Origin of the sequence: Neptunomonas concharum, from assembly GCF_008630635.1 — a bacterium.
Classification (GTDB): Bacteria; Pseudomonadota; Gammaproteobacteria; order Pseudomonadales; family Balneatricaceae; genus Neptunomonas; species Neptunomonas concharum.
In genome coordinates this window covers 2,564,127-2,581,166 of sequence record NZ_CP043869.1, presented here as the reverse complement: position 1 = coordinate 2,581,166, position 17,040 = coordinate 2,564,127, and the positions used below count along the sequence as shown (strand labels likewise).

The window sequence follows — 17,040 nt, the reverse complement described above, 5'->3', positions numbered from 1 at the left end:
TAGGTAAAGCTGGTAACTTGATGCCAGTAATTTCTAATGGGAACTAAGTACACATGAGTCGTGATGATAATGACCTTCAGGTACCCGATTTAGGGCCTGCTGATCCTTCGGTAGTTAAAGCGCCACAGGGTAAGCCGCTTGATAAGGTAGAACCGGTGAGCGAGGCCGGGCAAACGACTCAAAATACTCGGCCTGAGCAATCTACATCGGGCGTTAAATCGACACCCAATGAGTTAGTGATTCGACAAGAGAGTAGTGGCGATTGGTTTGTAACCCTGATTTTGGTGCTGCTAACGGCGGCGGTCAGTGGATTGGGCTATATGATGTTTGGTTTACAGCAAACCATTGAGCAGCAACGCACTGACTTACAGGCATCAGCCGAGCGGATACAAACACTTGAAAAATTACTCAATGTCACCGCTGGTGCACCTAATCCGCAAGCACCCACACTAGAAGAGCGTCTTTCTAAGTTAGATTCGACCATGCTAGAACGGCACAAACACTTTGATGCCGAAATAGCAGGCTTGTGGAAACTGACAGAATCCCAGCAAAAATCCCAGTTAGAATCGCTTTCTGGTTCTCTGAAAACATTGCAAGCTCAGGTCGAGGGTCTAATAAAGGATCAGAAAACCGGAGCAGGTCAGATCAACCAAGTAGAAGAGAAACTAGTCAGTCTTGATAAACGGCTGGCAAGCAATAATGTAGCATCCGAGGTTGAAGCCCTTAAAAAGCAGCAGGCGCAAGCAGATAAACGCTTAATCGACCTGCAATCTGCACAAAAAACCGCAGTAGCGAAGCAAGCCTCAACAGCAACTGAGCAGAACAAGCAACTCGACAGCTTACAGCAAAGCTTATCAACACTAAGAACCCAATTAGCCATTCTTGAAGAAAGCCTCGCTGAAGGGCAAGCTCAGCTACAATCAGGATTAGCCAAGCAATCATCCAGAATAGCCAGTTTGGAAAAAGCGAACCGAAGTGGTGGTGGAGCGTTGTCTTCGCGGGTGCAAACCAACGAGCAAGCTATTCGCGCTATTGATGGCACACGCCGCCAAATGGTGGGTGATATTCAGGCTTTAAAACAAAAGCTGAACGCCTTGCAACTCCAAGTTAATCGTTTGTGATGCTAATAATAGGAAAAAGCTATGATTAAAGTATACGGTAGTGTTCTCTCACGGGCGGCCATGGTGATGGTAACGCTTGAAACACTCGGTTTGGAGTATGAGTTGGTTGATATTGGTACTCGCAGCGAGGCTTCCCAGTCAGACGATTATCGTGCACTCAATCCAACCGGCAAAGTACCTACATTGGTTGATGGCGATTTTACGTTATTTGAAACCCAGGCGATTCTGTATTACCTCGTGCGTAAATATGGCGAGGGGCAGCTGTGGGCCAATACGCCAGAAGGGGAGGCCGATATCTTACGCTGGTCTTTGTATATTAGTAACCAGCTCGAAGCTCCTGCGCTGGATCTTTTACTGCAAGTAAAGTATTCCGCTGCTAATCCTGATCAGCAAGTGGTTAATAAAGCTAACGCCGAATTGCTGCGTTTCTTCCCTGTGCTAGAGCAACAGCTAACCGGCAAAGAGTACCTTTGTGGCGAAAAAAGCATCGCGGATATTCACGGTGCTATGGTGTTAAGCTGGGCAAAGCTGTCAGGTTTTGATTTTACTCCGTTTCCTGCAATTCATGATTGGATTAGACGTATTCTCTCTTCTGAAGAAAATAAACGCGTTGCAGCAAAAGTGAAGCGCTAACGGATCACTGTAAAAAATTTGCGCAAGTGTTCTTCGCAAGGCAAAATACGCGGTCTATGAACAAAAAGGTATTAACCCCGAACCCATGAGGATTCGAACATTTTTCGCTTTAAGGCTGGCAGACTCTGTTGTAAGACAGCTGGCAGACCAAGCCGATGGTTTATGCGCCTATGATCGTAAACTGGAAGTTAACTGGGTTGATTCTGATCACTACCACCTGACGCTCTGTTTTTTGGGAGATACCGGATTAGATCAAATTGATCGTCTTGAAGGCTTAGCTAAAAGACATCTGGAAGAAGAACAGTCGTTTCAGGTATGTTTGGAGCAGGTCGATTATTACGAAATCAACCCTAAGGTTTCCTTGATAGCGGCGCTGCCAGCAGAGAATGATAAGCTGATCTCTCTGCAAAAGCGGGTAGCGGATGTGGTTGAAGAAGCGGGTATTAAAAACGACCCTGCTGACTTTACGCCGCATATCACGCTGGGAAAATTACCTCGCAAGAATAAATTTAAACAGCCTGAGCAATGGCCCAATTTAGAGCTTTATAGTTTGGCTGACTCTGTTGTGTTGTTCCAAAGCAAACAGGGTGAGCATGGCTCTGTTTATACCCCATTATTTGAAGTCGAATTGCAAGATCTTGACTGAAGACTAACTAACGCCTGAGTAATAACCCTATCTATGCGTACTCCTGAATTATTGTCCCCGGCAGGGACGCTAAAAAATATGAAATATGCGTTCGCTTATGGCGCTGACGCTGTTTATGCGGGCCAGCCTCGCTATAGTCTCCGTGTGCGGAATAACGACTTTAATATGGATAACTTGGCGGAAGGGATTAGTATTGCGCATAAGTTAGGTAAAAAGTTCTTTCTTGCGAGTAATATCCTCCCCCATAACAGCAAGCTAACGACCTATCTTGATGATCTGCGTCCTGTCGTTGAGATGGGGCCTGATGCTTTGATTATGTCGGACCCAGGTTTGATCCACATTGTGAAAGAGCATTTCCCGCATGTGCCGATTCACCTGTCTGTACAGGCAAACACGATGAATTGGGCTGCCGTAAAATTCTGGCACCAAGCAGGTATTGAGCGGGTTATTCTTTCTCGTGAGTTATCCTTGGATGAAGTGGCTGAAATTCGCCAGCGTTGTCCCGAAATGGAGATTGAAGTCTTCGTTCATGGGGCACTTTGTATTGCTTACTCTGGCCGTTGCTTGCTATCAGGTTATATCAACAAGCGCGACCCTAACCAAGGCACTTGTACGAATACTTGCCGCTGGAAATATGATGCCCATGAGGCGAAACAGGATGAGTCGGGCGATATTATCCCTGTTCAGAGTTTTGATCCTACCGCTGAGCCAGTACAACCGGATTTAGGTGAAGGTGCGCCAACCGATCGGATTTTCCTATTGCAGGAAGAAACCCGCCCTGGTGAATATATGCCTGCTTTTGAAGATGAGCATGGCACTTATATCATGAACTCTAAAGACCTGCGTGCAATTCAACATGTGCATAAGTTGGCAGAGATGGGCGTAGACTCCCTGAAGATCGAAGGGCGAACTAAATCCCACTACTATGTTGCGCGTACGGCGCAGGCGTACCGCAAAGCAATAGATGACGCTGTCGCTGGTAAACCATTTGATATGGGTCTGATGGATGAGCTTGAAAACCTCGCGAGTCGTGGTTATACCGAAGGCTTCTATCGTCGCCATGTGCATGATGAGTATCAGAACTACGAAAGTGGCCATTCAATCGGTGTTCATCAACAGTTTGTCGGAGAGGTTGCGAGTTATAACCAGCAAACAGGCATGATGGAAATTGAGGTTAAAAACCACTTTAAAGTAGGCGATACGCTAGAGTTGATGACCCCAGCGGGTAATCATAAATTCCGTTTGGATGAGATGCTCAATAAACATGGCGATAAGGTCGATGTAGCACCTGGTTCAGGGCATGTTATGCAGATTCCTATGGATGTCGATGCAGATATGACCTATGCCTTATTGATGCGTGATCTACCCAATGCGCCAAAGGTAGGATAAAGCGGTACAACACGTGCAGGAAAAGGTGCTTTGTTAAGCACCTTTTTTAACGGATTATTTAAATGACTCACTCTTCTGAATACAACTTCCTCAAGGCTTTACGTCCTTTCTCTTTCGCTGTTGCTTTGATCGCTTGTAGCTCGGGTATAACGGTTGCGTGGCTGGAAGGTGAGCAAGACTTACTGCGGATAGTACTCGTGCTGGTGGGTGGTGTGTTACTACAGGCGGGAGTTAATCTGATCAATGATTATGCAGATATATCCTTAAAATCGGAGCTTTCTTCCTCGCAGATAGCCTCTATTCTTAAAAACTATCGAATAGGCTTAATGTGCTTCCTGCTGGCTTCTTTTATAGGCTTTTGGTTTGTCTATCAAGTAGGTTTGTCCTTCTTGTTACTGTGTGCTGTTGGGCTTTTGGGAGCGCTGGGATACACCTTACAGCCGATTAATTACAAAGGCAGAGGGTTGGGCGTTATTCTTGTATTCTGGTTAATGGGGGTGCTAATGGTGGTAGGTAGCTACACTGCCGTTTCTGGCCGTTGGAGCCCAGATTTACTGCTGCTGAGTATTCCTATCAGCCTGCTGGTATCTCTCCTTTTGTTGAGTAACGAACTACGAGATTACGAGGCAGATAAGGCGCTCGGTATCGAAACGTTGGTGGTCAAACTAGGTTATCAGCGGGGTAGCCAGCTGTATCGCTTAGTGCTTTTGGTTACGGCATTGTTGGTTGTTGCGTTGTCAGCCTATCATCAAGCTCCGCTTATTCTTCTTGCATTGCTTTCTTTTGGGTTAGTGCCATCACTGCTTAAGTTACTGGGGCAGCCCCCGCAGGCACGCCAACGGTTAACACCCGGAAGTGGGCGCTTTCTTATGGTATTTGGGGTTTTGTATAACATCAGTCTCGTCTTTGGCCTAACGCTTTAGTTACTTGTAAAGGGTGTTTCATGATCTTACCGTGTAATAAAATTCATACACGCGTCATGAATGTATTACATAGGTATAATTCCTTGTTTTATAAGAAAAAAGTGCTTTCCTCCCGAAGCTAACTTGTCACTATATTAGTACCCTTGTTTTTCTTACGAGGGTCTGTCCATGTGTTAACCTTTTGATTATATTGTACTTTTAATATAAGGGTTTAAGTTTTGCTCTTCCTGTTTCTGGTTATTATTTAAGGAGTAGGGCTATGGAGCTAATTTATTGTTTGAATGACCTGCAAGTAGAGCGTTTACACCAGTTGTACCTATCTTCATGGTGGGCAAAAGATCGTTCTTTAGAAGAGACGAGGTGTTGTGTAGCAGGGTCGCAAATTTGTATTGGTTTAACGGACGCCACGGGATATCTGATAGGATTTGCTCGAGTTGTGACCGACTATACGTTTAAGGCTTTGATTTTTGATGTCATTGTCGATGAGTCATACCAAGGACAGGGTTACGGCCAACAAATAATGGAGGCGATTTGCAATCATTCAGATCTAGAGAGAGTAAAGCACTTTGAGCTTTATTGTCTTCCAGAAATGGCAAGCTTCTACGAACCATTTGGGTTTACTGATAAGGTTGGAAATATTTCGTTGATGAGGCGGGCTAAGTAGACGTACGAGAGATAAGTATCGGAACATAAGAAGATAATTATAAAAAGTGAGATTCCTATGGATAAAGTGTTTTTGAAGCGAATTCAAGTCTATCAGGCAACGGCTATTTTCAGTGTTATCTTTGCCTTAGTTGGTTTCTCATATAACGTCTGGCGGATGGAGATCTCTGAAGAGAATAATAATATTCGTACAGCTGCGTTTGAAATGTTGAAAGAGCTAGCTGATTTAGAGCAGCTGGTTTATGTCGCACACTACGACGGCGATGAAAAAGAGGGGAGTCCACGTAAAGGCTGGGTAAGTGTCGGCCTGATAAATGAACTGAGTATTCTCGCAGGTGATAACGTTCAAATGCGAGCGCAATCTCTCCATGAAATTTGGTCAAAACACTGGTCATCGATGCCGACGGAAATGGATTCCGTCAATGCAATTATTGAATCTATCGAGCAGGTTAGAATTGAAATAAGAGGCGTATTAATTTCATTAGAGTAAAGGTTAGATACGCTTTACAAGCAAGCTTACAGTTGTTTTTGCGATTGCTTCTAAGTCTTGTTTATTAACATAAATACCATCATTAAATAAACGGCATAGCCCGTGTAGCGAAGCCCATGTGGCCTGTGCGATGCGTAAAGCGGGCTCTTTATCGTCAAATAGGTTTTGCTGCTGTAGTCTTTCTATCCACTCTACCCATATACGAAAGCTGTTTTTTGAAACTTGCTTTAACGACTCTGTAGGTTTCCCTGCCTTCCAAATCTCCCTTCCGAACATCAGATCATAGGTTTCTGGGTGTTCATTAGCGAAACGAATGTAAGTTAATACGTAGTGCTCAAATAATGCATCAGGAGGTAGTGAAGGGAACTGCTCCGGTAAGCTCCTCACGGCTTTATCTTGTAGCAGGAAGCCCTGTTCAGCGATAGCGCACAGTAATTCGTTTTTATCTTTGAAGTGATGGTAGGGCGCCATGCGGGAAACACCCACATGGTCGGCTAGTTTGCGCATGGAAAGTGCTTCGAGGCCGTTGCCGCGAATAATGGAGGTTGCACTATCTAGCAATGACTGTCGCAAGTCACCATGGTGGTAAGTTTTTTTCTCTTTACTCATGGCGGCAATCTATCAAGCAATCTTGACAGTGTCAAAATAAGTCATTATCTTGACGGTGTCCAGATAAGAAAAAGGAGCACTGGCAATGTCTGCGTTACCGTTTGAGCTAACCGTCAATGAGTATGTCGCTCACCTACAATTGAATCGCCCTGAGGCTTACAACTCGATGAATCGAGCGTTCTGGCATTCCTTCCCAAAAGCGATTCGGGAGCTGGATGAGTCAGGGGAAGCCCGTGTGCTGGTGATCTCATCAACAGGCAAGCATTTCAGCGCGGGTATGGATTTAGAAATTTTTACTCAACCAGATCCTAAAATGTTTAACGGTGAAGCCGGAAGGCGTGCAGAGGCAATGCGCCGTCTTGTTCAGCAGCTGCAGGCCTGCTTTTCGGTACTGGAAGAGATACGTATGCCCGTACTGACGGCTATCCAAGGTGGTTGTATTGGTGGGGCATTAGATCTGGTCTGTGCAAGCGATATGCGCTATTGCACAGAGGATGCTTTTTTTACGGTAAAAGAAACCGAGCTTGGCATGACGGCCGATTTGGGCACTTTGCAACGTTTGCCAAAATTAATCTCAGAGGGTTTAGCCAGAGAGTTAGCGTTTACCGGGCGAAAGTTTTTTGCACAAGAGGCAAAACAGTCGGGACTTGTGAATAACGTCTATGCTGATCAGAGCGCTATGTTATCAGGTGTGATGGCACTAGCGGCTCAGATTGCACAACGCTCACCCTTAGCGGTAACAGGGTGTAAGCAGATGATCAATTATGCTCGTGATCACAGTATGGCCGATAGCCTGAATTATATGGCTACTTGGCAAGCTGGTATGTTTCAGCCCACGGATATGATGCAAACCTTTACGGCCAAAATGTCAGGAAAACCTCCTGTTTTTGAAAGTTTACGCCCTGTAAAAGAACCTTTTGCTAACGATTAATCGACGGCACAACAGAATAAAAAAGAGATCAACGATATGAACCAGACTGCTTATCCTCATCTACTACAGCCTTTAGATCTTGGCTTTACGACATTAAAAAACCGGGTGTTAATGGGTTCTATGCATTTAGGCCTTGAAGAGGCACCTCAAGGTTTTGAGCGCATGGCAGCTTTTTATGCTGAGCGGGCACGGGGGGGTGTTGCTCTCATCGTTACTGGGGGAATTGGCCCTAACAAAGAGGGCGCGGTACATGCCCATGCTGCACAAATGGCAACGGCTGAAGATGTGGAAAAGCACAAGATTGTAACGGAGGCGGTACATGCCGAGGGTGGCAAAATCTGCATGCAAATCCTGCATACTGGTCGATATGCCTACAACCCGCAACCGGTAGCTCCGTCGGCTATACAAGCACCCATCAATCCGTTTCCGCCAAAAGAACTATCTGAAGAAGAGATTGAGCAACAGATCGCGGACTTTGTACGTTGTGCGGCCTTGGCAAAAGAAGCAGGTTACGACGGCGTCGAAATTATGGGGTCAGAAGGCTACCTGTTAAACCAGTTTATTGCCGCACGTACTAATCACCGAGAAGATGAGTGGGGTGGGGCGTACGAGCAGCGTATACGTTTCCCGCTAGAGATTGTCCGTCGCGTGCGCGAAGCTGTAGGCGTCGACTTTATCATTATCTACCGCCTATCGATGCTGGATTTGGTTGAGGGCGGTAGCTCATATGAAGAAATTATTGCGTTAGGTAAGGCGATTGAGCAAGCGGGAGCGACGATAATCAATACCGGTATTGGTTGGCATGAGGCGCGAATCCCCACCATTGCCACCAAGGTGCCCCGCGCGGCGTTCACTTGGGTGACGGCAAAGGTTCGTGAGGCATTATCCGTACCGGTAATCACTTCCAATCGAATTAACATGCCTGATGTTGCTGAAGCGGTACTGGCACGGGGTGATGCGGATATGGTATCGATGGCACGCCCGTTCTTGGCTGACCCTGAGTTTGTGAATAAGGCTGAGCAGAATCGTGCAGATGAAATCAATACCTGTATAGGCTGTAATCAAGCCTGCTTAGATCATGTCTTTGCAGGCAAACTCACCAGTTGCCTCGTGAACCCTCGTGCCTGCCACGAAACTGAACTGTTGATAGTACCTACTGATACACCTAAAAAGTTAGCTGTTGTAGGTGCTGGCCCAGCAGGGTTAGCTTTTGCAACAACGGCCGCTAAACGGGGGCATCAGGTAACGCTGTTTGATGCAGCAGATCAGATAGGTGGCCAGTTTAACATCGCAAAACGCATACCGGGTAAAGAGGAGTTCTACGAAACACTACGCTACTTCGCAAAACAAGTGGAATTAACGGGTGTGACATTGCAACTAAATACCCGTGTGACGCCGGAGATGCTCGACCAAAGCGACTTTGATGAGGTCATAATGGCTACCGGAATTGCACCACGCAAACCCGGCATTGAAGGGATCGATCATCCCAAAGTGTTGAACTATCTTGATGTGATGAGTGGCGCGCCAGTAGGGAAAAAAGTCGCTGTTATTGGAGCGGGTGGTATTGGTTTTGATATTAGTGAAGTGTTGGTGCACCAAGGAGAATCAACCAGCCAGAATATCGAAGCATTTATGAAAGAGTGGGGTGTGGATATGTCGCTGCAGTCCCGTGGTGGTGTAGAGCAGATGCCACAAGAGTTTGAACCCGCCGCTCGCGAAGTCTTTTTGCTACAACGAAAAAAATCGAAAGTAGGTGCTAATCTGGGTAAAACCACCGGCTGGATTCATCGCACCGATTTAGTAAAAAAAGGCGTAAAAATGCTTAGCAGTTGTGAGTATCTGAAGATCGATGATCAAGGACTGCACCTGCTGGTAAAAGGGGAGCCACAATTACTGGATGTAGATAATGTCATTATCTGCGCAGGCCAAGAACCAGAAAGAACTGTGGCAGATCAGGTTCAAGCCAAACCTGTACATCTGATCGGTGGGGCAGATGTGGCGTCTGAGCTAGATGCTAAGCGAGCGATAGATCAAGGTACTCGACTGGCTGCTACCATCTAATTGTAGAAGTTAGCTAAAAAGTGCCTGTTTTCAATCTGTAATAAAAAATAGCCGATGTCCGCTTTTTGACAAAAGTGGACATCGGTGTCAGTACTTTTCACTGTGGCTCACAAACCGCTTTTTATAGCCTGCCTGCACTTATTTAATATGGGACAGCGGTAGTTCCGTTCGGTGCAATACGCGACGCATCACAAAGCTTGTGCGGATGCTGGAAACACCATCAATCTGATTCAATTCTTTAAGCAAAAATCGCTCGTAGTAGGACATGTCTGGCATGAGTACTTTGAGTAAGTAATCTGCATCTCCACCGGTGATGAGGGCGCATTCTTGAACTTCACTGTAAGTAGAAATCTTACTTTCAAAGTTCTCTAAAATTTTAGGTAGTTGTTTATCTAGGCTGACATGGATAAATACGGTAAGCGGTAACCCTAGAGCATCCTGATTTAACAGGGTGACTTGGCGGTCAATAATTCCTGCTTCCTCCAGTTGTCTTACCCTTCTTGAGCAGGGGGAGGGGGAAAGGCCGACGATATCCGCAAGTTCTAGGTTGCTGATATTGCCGTTGCGTTGAATTTCTTCGAGAATTCGGCGATCAATTCTGTCTAATTTTTTAATTGGCATAATTCACTAATTTTTTATTAAATTTTATTTTTATATGCCAAACATTCGTTTCTATCCATTGAATATGAACAGATTGGCTAACTAATGATGGCTATTCTAACCACTTAATTTTTTCTATTTCAACCAGTAAATTTAAGGGCGATAGTGCTGAGCTCGGTTTTGAACGAGAGTTTGATCGCTAAGTGGAGAATATGATGAACAATAATAAACCCCTCGCTTTCTCAACGCGTGCCATCCATTCTGGGTATGACGCCTATGATAATGAAGGTGCTTTAAACCCGCCTGTTTACATGACATCCACTTTCTGTTTTGAGAATGTCGAGCAAGGTGCTGCGCGATTTGCAGGAGAGGAGGCTGGGCATTTTTACAGCCGTATTTCTAACCCTACACAAGCCCTATTAGAGACGCGCTTAGCTGATCTTGAAGAAGGGGAGGCGTGTCTGGCAACCGCTTCCGGTATGGGAGCTATTACGGCGGCTATGTGGTCACTTCTGTCCCCTGGCGATAAAGTGGTGGCAGATATGACATTATACGGCTGCACTTACGCGTTTTTTCAGCATGGCTTAAAGAAGTTTGGTATTGAGGTAGAGTTTGTTGATTGCACGAATGCAGACGCTGTTGCCAATGCCCTCACACCAAATACCAAAGTGGTGTATTTCGAGAGCCCCGTAAATCCGAACATGCGCATTATGGATATTGCACATCTGAGCAAGCTAGCTCATGACTATAATCCTGACATAACGGTGGTGGTTGATAACACTTATTGTACGCCTGCGCTGCAGCGTCCATTAACGATGGGGGCAGATCTTGTTGTTCACTCAGCTACCAAATATTTAGGTGGGCATGGCGATCTTATTGCAGGTGCTGTTATTGGTAAACAGGATCTCATTACTCACATTCGTGTATTTGGTTTGAAGGATATGACAGGTGCCGTTATCGCACCGCTGACAGCCTTTCTGGTTTTACGGGGTATAAAAACACTAGAGCTTCGTATGGAGCGCCATTGCAGTAGTGCTCAGAAAATTGCTGAGCGCTTACAGCAGCATCCGGCACTTGAGTCTATCTATTATCCTGGTTTGAAAGATGATCCTTATCATGAGTTGTCTATGCGTCAGATGAAAGCCCCCGGCGGTATGATTGCAATGGAGCTGAAAGGTGGCTTCACTGCGGGGGTTGAGTTTATGAATAAACTACAGATGATCAAGCGTGCGGTCAGTTTGGGTGATGCTGAAACCTTGTGCCAGCACCCAGCGAGTATGACTCATGCGACTTACACGCAAGAAGAGCGGGCCTCTTATGGGATTAGCGAAGGTTTAGTTCGTCTTTCCATTGGTTTAGAAGCTGTCGATGATATCCTTGCTGATATCGAGCAGGCCCTTGCCGGTTAATCTTTTTCCTCCCCTGTTTATAGCGCGGTTTATCCGCGCTTTTTTATTTTGAAATGCCGTACTTTCTTAATTTTAGGGCAATGGTGTTATGAGAGACACCTAGTCGGTTTGCTAGCTTTCGGGATGAAGGGAAGTGTGGGAACAACGATGTTAGCAGTTGGGATTCAAATTCCGATATAGCATCCTCCCAGTTGCCTATTTTCAACGCTCCTTTGGGTTCAGTATGTTCTGAGCTTGAGTCGAAAGGAAGCTGCTTGGCGTCAATGTAAATATCATCTGACATGGCAACTGCCCGGAAAAGAATGTTTTGCAGCTCGCGTATATTGCCAGGCCATGAGTAGTTAAGGAGCATCTCCATGGCGGCTTCTGAGACTTCTGGGGTTGGACGGTTTGTTTGTTCAGCGGCGTGTTGAATGAAGTACCTTGTTAATTCTGGGATATCTTCGGTGCGTTCTCTTAGAGGAGGCACGCTCAAGTTCAGTACGTTTAAGCGGTAAAATAAGTCCTCTCTGAACTGGTGCTCCTCAGCCATGGCAAGTAAGTCTCTATGGGTGGCACTAATGATACGCACATTCACCGAGATCTCCTTCTCCCCACCAATACGCCTGAAAGAGTACTCCTGTAACACGCGAAGCAGCTTAGCTTGGAGGTAGGGGGACATTTCACCAATCTCATCAAGAAAAACAGACCCGCCATCCGCTAATTCAAATAAACCGGGTTTGCCGTTTTTGCTGGCGCCGGAGAAGGCGCCGGGTGCATAGCCAAATAACTCACTTTCTAGCAGGTTTTCTGGTAATGCAGCGCAATTGATCGCCATAAACGGCGCTTGTGAGCGAGCACCGTTTTCATGAAGCATATGTGCTAATAGCTCTTTACCCGTTCCAGTTTCCCCTTGAATAAGAACAGGCATATCTAGTTGGGAAAAGCGCTGTGTGTGGCTAATCAATTCTCGGGTGGATCGAGAAGTACCGATTAATGAGGTGGTGTTATCCCCAGGTGTGTGTGTTACCGCCGCAATTTGCTGGCCTATACGGCGAATGCTTTGCAAGAAAAGTACTGCACCGGAAACTTGTTTTATCCCTCGGTTATAGGAAAAAACAGGTGTGATGGCTGCAAGAAAAGACTGGCCCGCAAGGGTTATATCCAATGTGGTTGGTGATTTTTGTAGCAGCGACGACAAGGGGTAGTCAGTAAACTCAGTGATCTCCATACCTTGTAGTTGTTCTCTTGGTAACCCCAAAAGGGTGGCGGCGGCCGTGTTGCTTAATAGGATTTTTCCAAGATGATCTATGTCGAGAATCGGGTCTTGGAGTTTTGATAAAACAGCATCCAGATGTTGGCTGCGCCGCTCACCTGGTAGTAGGTCGACTTCAACCACCTCTGTTACGCCTTCCACCGAGAGTACGACGCTTTTTAAGTCTTCCAGCGTCGCCGTATCATCTAATTCTACGAAGGTGTGGTGCAAATGCATTTCCATCGTTACTAGATTCCAGTTCTGTCTAGAAAACACCTCAAGAATTTCTTGGGTAATGCCTAGGCGATCTTTAGAGCGGATATCAAATCTCATGGCGAAGCCTTGTAATGAGTATGTAATTTTATTATTACACTGTAATTATTACGTTACAAATTGATTTTATACTATGTTTTATAAGGAAATTAACTACTTTTTCGGAGTGTTAATTATATTTTTGTAATTTTATTATTACATATTTTTTAAAAATAGTTTTTATTTTTACTTAAGTATCTGTTTTTTAAAAAGTTTTTTTATTTGGCTTATGTTTTGCTCTAGTGAGTTTGAAGATTAATACTCACAGGGCAACATAATGATAAAAAAAGAAGGACACATTAAAGGGGATTCATTGGGCGTTAGTGCACTGTCTGAAGGCGTGCGCTGGAGTTCTGATCTCACTCGCTCTCGTAATCCCGGCCCCTCATTAACCCATAAAGATTGGTCAGATAAAGGCTTTTCAACGGCAGCTGTCCATGCCGGTACTATGGATGATGAAATATCGGGTGCTGTCGGTACGCCAATTTATCAAACATCAACTTTTTTGTTGGGTGATGAGCAATATCGCTCGGTAGAAGAGGGGTATGCGCGTGACCGCTTTATTTATACACGTTACGGAAACCCTAATCAGTGGGCCCTTCAAACAAAGCTTGCCGCTTTAGAAGGCGCCGAATCTGCTTTGGTGTTTAGTTCGGGTATGGCTGCCATTACAGCAACGGTTATGGCGATGTTGGATAAAGGCGCGCATATTGTTGCTTCCAACGAGTTGTATGGCGGGACTTATAACCTCTTCAATCAAGAGCTGCCAACGCTAAACATGAGCGTTAGTTATGTTGATCCACGCGATTACGAAGCCATAGAAGCAGCTATACGCCCTAATACGCAGATTCTCTACTTTGAGGCACTCACCAATCCTTTGCTGAAATTGGTTGATATTCGTCGTTTGGCTGAGATTGCTAAACGCAATGAAGTGCGTCTCATTATTGATGGTACTTTCCTGACACCCATTAGTTGTCGCATTGTTGAAATGGGTGCAGATTTGGTTATTCATTCAGCGTCTAAATACCTTAATGGGCATAGCGATCTGATTGCGGGTGCTGTGATGGGTAGCCGTAAGCTGGTGGATATGATCTGGCCTCGGTTGTTGGCATATGGTGGCAGTTTAGATCCACATGCGTGCTTCTTGTTTGAGCGCGGTTTGAAAACATTGGCGATTCGCATGGCCGCTCATGAGCGTTCTGCTCTGGCTCTTGCTCAGTATCTTGAGCAACACCCATCGGTTAATCGTGTTTTTTACCCACTCTTAGAGAGTCACCCAGATAACAAGCTAGCCCGCGCTGTCTTGAATAACGGCGGCGGCATGATTGCCTTTGAAGTTAAAGGTGGTGATGAGGCTGCGTTAACGCTTCTCAAACACCTAAAACTACCCAAACAAGCGACAAGCCTAGGGGGCGTGGAGTCCTTGGTTAGCCTGCCCTTTAACACTTCACATGCCGGTTATACCAGCAAGCAGCGTCAAGATATGGGAATTAATCCCGGTTGTATCCGTTTGTCTGTTGGTATTGAAGATGCCACTGATCTGATTGTCGATTTTGAACAAGCGCTTAAATCTATTTAACAGGAGCTTTTCCATGCGTAATGGTATTTCGGTCACAGGACTGAGTGAATTTGTAAACGAAATTAAAAGTAATCCAGAAGAGGGGATTGCTAAGTACGGTGTGCAGTTGGATTGGCAGTCAGGTACGCGCTCAAAAGTTACTACGTTACCAATGAGCATTGGCCCTCACACTATCAGCCGTGATTTCTCATGGGAGATTGATGAGCCTCGCCAGTTGTTGGGGTGCAACCATGCGCCTAACCCGCAGGAATATCTGCTTTCTGGTGTAGGTGCCTGTATTTTGGTGGGTTTTGCGGTTGGCGCATCAGTGATGGAAATTCAGCTGGAATCTTTAAAAGTCAGCTTAAAAGGCGAATTGAATCTTGCCGGTTTCTTGGATATTGACCCTAACGCTCCAATCCCATTTAAAGAGATTAATTACAGCATCGAAGTTTCTGGCGACGGTACGCCAGAGCAGTTTGAAATATTACGCCAAACGGCGCTTAGCCAGAGCCCTAATGCAATGACTATTATGAAAGGTGCTGATATTAAAGGCGAACTTATTATTCGTTAATAATCATTAAATATAAGGAGGTTTAAGAAAAATAACCTTTGTTTCTCGAAAAATAAATATAAAAAAAGGAAAACTTTGATGAAAAAAATAAATAAACTGTGTGCTGGCTTAGTTATGTTGGCCACAAGCTCTTTTGGTTTTGCTAACTCCTCTTCTTTATGGGAAGAGTCAACCCTGAATAAAGTGATAGGCGCTAATGAGCTGAGAGTTTGTTTTGAAGCGGGCTATATGCCGTTCGAAATGAAAGCAAAAAATGGCGACTATATGGGCTTTGATATAGATATTGCTAAGCTATTGGCAAAATCTATGGGAGTAAAACATACGCCGGTTAACACTGCATGGGATGGTATTATACCTGCCTTGTTAACGAATAAATGCGATATTCTGATTGGAGGTATGACGATTACTTCTCAGCGTAACCTTAAGGTTAACTTTGCTGATTCTTATATCGTTGTTGGCCAGTCTTTGCTAATTAAGCCTAGTCTGACAGGAACCATAAAAAGTTATAAAGACTTGAATGATCCTAAATACACCATCGCAGCTAAACTAGGTACAACCGGTGAAATCTCTGCGAAAAAGCTGATACCTAAAGCGACGATTCGTTTGTTTGAATCAGAAGCGGAAGGTGCTTTAGAAGTGGCTAACGGTAATGCCGATGCGCTGGTGTATGACTTCCCGTCAAATGCAATTTTCTCATCGCAAAACAAAGGTCGTGTTGTTCACTTAGATGAAGCCTTCACTTACGAGCCGCTAGGTTGGGCGATCCGTAAAGGTGATCCTGACTTCCTGAATTATCTGAATACATTCCTTCGCCAGATCAAAGGTGATGGTACGTATGAGCGTATCTACAACAAATGGTTTAAAGACGACGCCTGGTTGAAGAACGTTCAGTAAATAAAAAAGATAAAGCAGGGGTTGAGTGAAGATGGAAAACAGATCAAATACATTGCTCTGGTATGGCGTATTAATAGCTATTTTGCTAGGCGTTGTGTACTCGATTACTTTGGCAAGCCAGAGTATTCAATACACTTGGCGGTGGGAGCGTATAACGCCTTACTTGCTAAATACCGAGCCAAAATCCGTTCTGGCACCTTTTGATGGGGTTGCCAGAGTCAGTGCTGATGGTATGTCAGTTGTTGTCGAGTCAGAAAACGGGGAGCCGCCTTTAACGCTGAATAAGTTTGCAGAATTGTCGGTGATGGACGGTGATCTGGTATTTGAAGGTGATGAGGTTGTTACAACCGAAGATTGGCGCTTAGGGCCAATCATGCAAGGTTTGATAATGACACTCAAAATTTCCATCGTCTCACTCTTCTTTGCGATTATTATCGGCTTGTTTGTCGGGTTGGCGAGAATCTCTTCCAACCCGGCTCTAAAGCATCTTTCCTTGATTTACGTTGAGATCGTAAGGGGAACACCGTTACTGGTACAGATTTTTATTTTCTATTTCTTTATCGGTACCGTGCTTGGGCTTGATCGTTTTACGGCAGGTGCAGCAGCGCTCTCGGTATTTGCCGCAGCTTACGTAGCGGAAATAATACGCTCGGGTATTCAGTCTATCTCGCCAGGCCAAATGGAGGCGGCGCGTAGTTTGGGTATGAACTATGTGCAAGCGATGATTTATATCATTTTGCCGCAGGCATTCAAACGAACGCTTCCACCTATGGCAGGGCAGTTCATTAATCTCATTAAAGATTCTTCACTCGTGTCGGTTATTTCCATTACGGATTTGACGAAAGCGGGGCGTGAAGTGGTGAGCGGCACGTTCGCGCCTTTCGAAGTTTGGTTTACGGTTGCGCTCTTGTATTTGGTGCTCACAGGTTCTTTGTCCTGGATGGTGAAACGATTAGAGAAGAGGTTAGCAAGCAGTGACTAAAGATTACCAAG

Annotated in this window: 17 protein-coding genes; 14 read left to right on the top strand and 3 right to left on the bottom strand. The window is 45.2% G+C overall.

All coding sequences use genetic code 11. From position 1 onward, the window contains the following. The first annotated feature begins 53 nt into the window (after window positions 1-53). The 7 genes from F0U83_RS12150 (at window position 54) to F0U83_RS12120 (ending at window position 5,865) form a co-directional block, all read left to right on the top strand. Window positions 54-1,121, top strand: a complete 1,068-nt coding sequence (locus F0U83_RS12150) for a coiled-coil domain-containing protein (protein ID WP_138986953.1) — start codon at window positions 54-56, stop codon at window positions 1,119-1,121. 21 nt (window positions 1,122-1,142) lie between these two features. Beyond that, window positions 1,143-1,754 carry a glutathione S-transferase family protein gene (locus F0U83_RS12145; protein WP_138986954.1) on the top strand — a complete coding sequence of 204 codons (612 nt, stop codon included), beginning with the start codon at window positions 1,143-1,145 and terminating at the stop codon, window positions 1,752-1,754. An 85-nt stretch (window positions 1,755-1,839) separates the two neighbouring features. Then, window positions 1,840-2,400 carry an RNA 2',3'-cyclic phosphodiesterase gene (gene thpR, locus F0U83_RS12140; protein WP_138986955.1) on the top strand — a complete coding sequence of 187 codons (561 nt, stop codon included), beginning with the start codon at window positions 1,840-1,842 and terminating at the stop codon, window positions 2,398-2,400. A 33-nt stretch (window positions 2,401-2,433) separates the two neighbouring features. After that, complete coding sequence (gene trhP / locus F0U83_RS12135; RefSeq protein WP_138986956.1) at window positions 2,434-3,789, top strand: prephenate-dependent tRNA uridine(34) hydroxylase TrhP; 1,356 nt, start codon at window positions 2,434-2,436, stop codon at window positions 3,787-3,789. A 62-nt stretch (window positions 3,790-3,851) separates the two neighbouring features. After that, window positions 3,852-4,712, top strand: a complete 861-nt coding sequence (locus tag F0U83_RS12130) for a prenyltransferase (protein ID WP_138986957.1) — start codon at window positions 3,852-3,854, stop codon at window positions 4,710-4,712. 259 nt (window positions 4,713-4,971) lie between these two features. Next, window positions 4,972-5,376: a GNAT family N-acetyltransferase gene (locus F0U83_RS12125; RefSeq protein ID WP_138986958.1), complete on the top strand. Its 405-nt coding sequence runs from the start codon at window positions 4,972-4,974 to the stop codon at window positions 5,374-5,376. A 57-nt stretch (window positions 5,377-5,433) separates the two neighbouring features. Then, window positions 5,434-5,865, top strand: coding sequence for a hypothetical protein (locus F0U83_RS12120; RefSeq protein ID WP_138986959.1), 432 nt, complete (start codon window positions 5,434-5,436; stop codon window positions 5,863-5,865). Between the two features lie 3 nt (window positions 5,866-5,868). Here F0U83_RS12120 and F0U83_RS12115 read toward each other — a convergent pair whose 3' ends face one another. Further along, window positions 5,869-6,474, bottom strand: coding sequence for a TetR/AcrR family transcriptional regulator (locus F0U83_RS12115; protein WP_138986960.1), 606 nt, complete (start codon window positions 6,472-6,474; stop codon window positions 5,869-5,871). A gap of 85 nt (window positions 6,475-6,559) precedes the next feature. Here F0U83_RS12115 and F0U83_RS12110 point away from each other — a divergent pair, with 85 nt between their 5' ends. Continuing rightward, entirely contained in the window at window positions 6,560-7,405 is an 846-nt protein-coding gene (locus F0U83_RS12110) for a crotonase/enoyl-CoA hydratase family protein (RefSeq protein WP_138986961.1), read from the top strand. A 36-nt stretch (window positions 7,406-7,441) separates the two neighbouring features. Continuing rightward, on the top strand, window positions 7,442-9,466 hold the full coding sequence (locus F0U83_RS12105) for an NADPH-dependent 2,4-dienoyl-CoA reductase (protein WP_138986962.1): 2,025 nt from the start codon (window positions 7,442-7,444) through the stop codon (window positions 9,464-9,466). 138 nt (window positions 9,467-9,604) lie between these two features. On the opposite strand, the gene F0U83_RS12100 is transcribed toward F0U83_RS12105, so the two are convergent. After that, entirely contained in the window at window positions 9,605-10,087 is a 483-nt protein-coding gene (locus tag F0U83_RS12100; protein ID WP_138986963.1) for an Lrp/AsnC family transcriptional regulator, read from the bottom strand. Window positions 10,088-10,281: 194 nt separating this feature from the next. Here F0U83_RS12100 and megL point away from each other — a divergent pair, with 194 nt between their 5' ends. Beyond that, window positions 10,282-11,475 (top strand): methionine gamma-lyase, encoded by a 1,194-nt coding sequence (megL, locus tag F0U83_RS12095; RefSeq protein WP_138986964.1) that lies wholly within the window; start codon window positions 10,282-10,284, stop codon window positions 11,473-11,475. Between the two features lie 43 nt (window positions 11,476-11,518). On the opposite strand, the gene F0U83_RS12090 is transcribed toward megL, so the two are convergent. Next, window positions 11,519-13,042 (bottom strand): sigma 54-interacting transcriptional regulator, encoded by a 1,524-nt coding sequence (locus tag F0U83_RS12090; protein WP_138986965.1) that lies wholly within the window; start codon window positions 13,040-13,042, stop codon window positions 11,519-11,521. 256 nt (window positions 13,043-13,298) lie between these two features. On the opposite strand from F0U83_RS12090, the gene F0U83_RS12085 reads away from it, so the two are divergent. The 4 genes from F0U83_RS12085 (at window position 13,299) to F0U83_RS12070 (ending at window position 17,029) form a co-directional block, all read left to right on the top strand. Then, a complete protein-coding gene (locus tag F0U83_RS12085) occupies window positions 13,299-14,600 on the top strand; it encodes a trans-sulfuration enzyme family protein (protein WP_138986966.1) in 1,302 nt (433 codons plus the stop codon). A 13-nt stretch (window positions 14,601-14,613) separates the two neighbouring features. Further along, window positions 14,614-15,153, top strand: a complete 540-nt coding sequence (locus F0U83_RS12080) for an OsmC family protein (protein WP_138986967.1) — start codon at window positions 14,614-14,616, stop codon at window positions 15,151-15,153. A 78-nt stretch (window positions 15,154-15,231) separates the two neighbouring features. Next, window positions 15,232-16,047 (top strand): transporter substrate-binding domain-containing protein, encoded by an 816-nt coding sequence (locus tag F0U83_RS12075; protein ID WP_138986968.1) that lies wholly within the window; start codon window positions 15,232-15,234, stop codon window positions 16,045-16,047. Between the two features lie 31 nt (window positions 16,048-16,078). Further along, complete coding sequence (locus tag F0U83_RS12070; protein WP_138986969.1) at window positions 16,079-17,029, top strand: amino acid ABC transporter permease; 951 nt, start codon at window positions 16,079-16,081, stop codon at window positions 17,027-17,029. Window positions 17,030-17,040 lie beyond the last annotated feature (11 nt).

Bases quoted from the DNA above. Each gene is read 5' to 3' on its own strand.
- F0U83_RS12150 (WP_138986953.1), top strand. From the start codon at position 54: ATGAGTCGTGATGATAATGACCTTCAGGTACCCGATTTAGGGCCTGCT.
- F0U83_RS12145 (WP_138986954.1), top strand. From the start codon at position 1,143: ATGATTAAAGTATACGGTAGTGTTCTCTCACGGGCGGCCATGGTGATG.
- thpR (WP_138986955.1), top strand. From the start codon at position 1,840: ATGAGGATTCGAACATTTTTCGCTTTAAGGCTGGCAGACTCTGTTGTA.
- trhP (WP_138986956.1), top strand. From the start codon at position 2,434: ATGCGTACTCCTGAATTATTGTCCCCGGCAGGGACGCTAAAAAATATG.
- F0U83_RS12130 (WP_138986957.1), top strand. From the start codon at position 3,852: ATGACTCACTCTTCTGAATACAACTTCCTCAAGGCTTTACGTCCTTTC.
- F0U83_RS12125 (WP_138986958.1), top strand. From the start codon at position 4,972: ATGGAGCTAATTTATTGTTTGAATGACCTGCAAGTAGAGCGTTTACAC.
- F0U83_RS12120 (WP_138986959.1), top strand. From the start codon at position 5,434: ATGGATAAAGTGTTTTTGAAGCGAATTCAAGTCTATCAGGCAACGGCT.
- F0U83_RS12115 (WP_138986960.1), bottom strand. From the start codon at position 6,474: ATGAGTAAAGAGAAAAAAACTTACCACCATGGTGACTTGCGACAGTCA.
- F0U83_RS12110 (WP_138986961.1), top strand. From the start codon at position 6,560: ATGTCTGCGTTACCGTTTGAGCTAACCGTCAATGAGTATGTCGCTCAC.
- F0U83_RS12105 (WP_138986962.1), top strand. From the start codon at position 7,442: ATGAACCAGACTGCTTATCCTCATCTACTACAGCCTTTAGATCTTGGC.
- F0U83_RS12100 (WP_138986963.1), bottom strand. From the start codon at position 10,087: ATGCCAATTAAAAAATTAGACAGAATTGATCGCCGAATTCTCGAAGAA.
- megL (WP_138986964.1), top strand. From the start codon at position 10,282: ATGAACAATAATAAACCCCTCGCTTTCTCAACGCGTGCCATCCATTCT.
- F0U83_RS12090 (WP_138986965.1), bottom strand. From the start codon at position 13,042: ATGAGATTTGATATCCGCTCTAAAGATCGCCTAGGCATTACCCAAGAA.
- F0U83_RS12085 (WP_138986966.1), top strand. From the start codon at position 13,299: ATGATAAAAAAAGAAGGACACATTAAAGGGGATTCATTGGGCGTTAGT.
- F0U83_RS12080 (WP_138986967.1), top strand. From the start codon at position 14,614: ATGCGTAATGGTATTTCGGTCACAGGACTGAGTGAATTTGTAAACGAA.
- F0U83_RS12075 (WP_138986968.1), top strand. From the start codon at position 15,232: ATGAAAAAAATAAATAAACTGTGTGCTGGCTTAGTTATGTTGGCCACA.
- F0U83_RS12070 (WP_138986969.1), top strand. From the start codon at position 16,079: ATGGAAAACAGATCAAATACATTGCTCTGGTATGGCGTATTAATAGCT.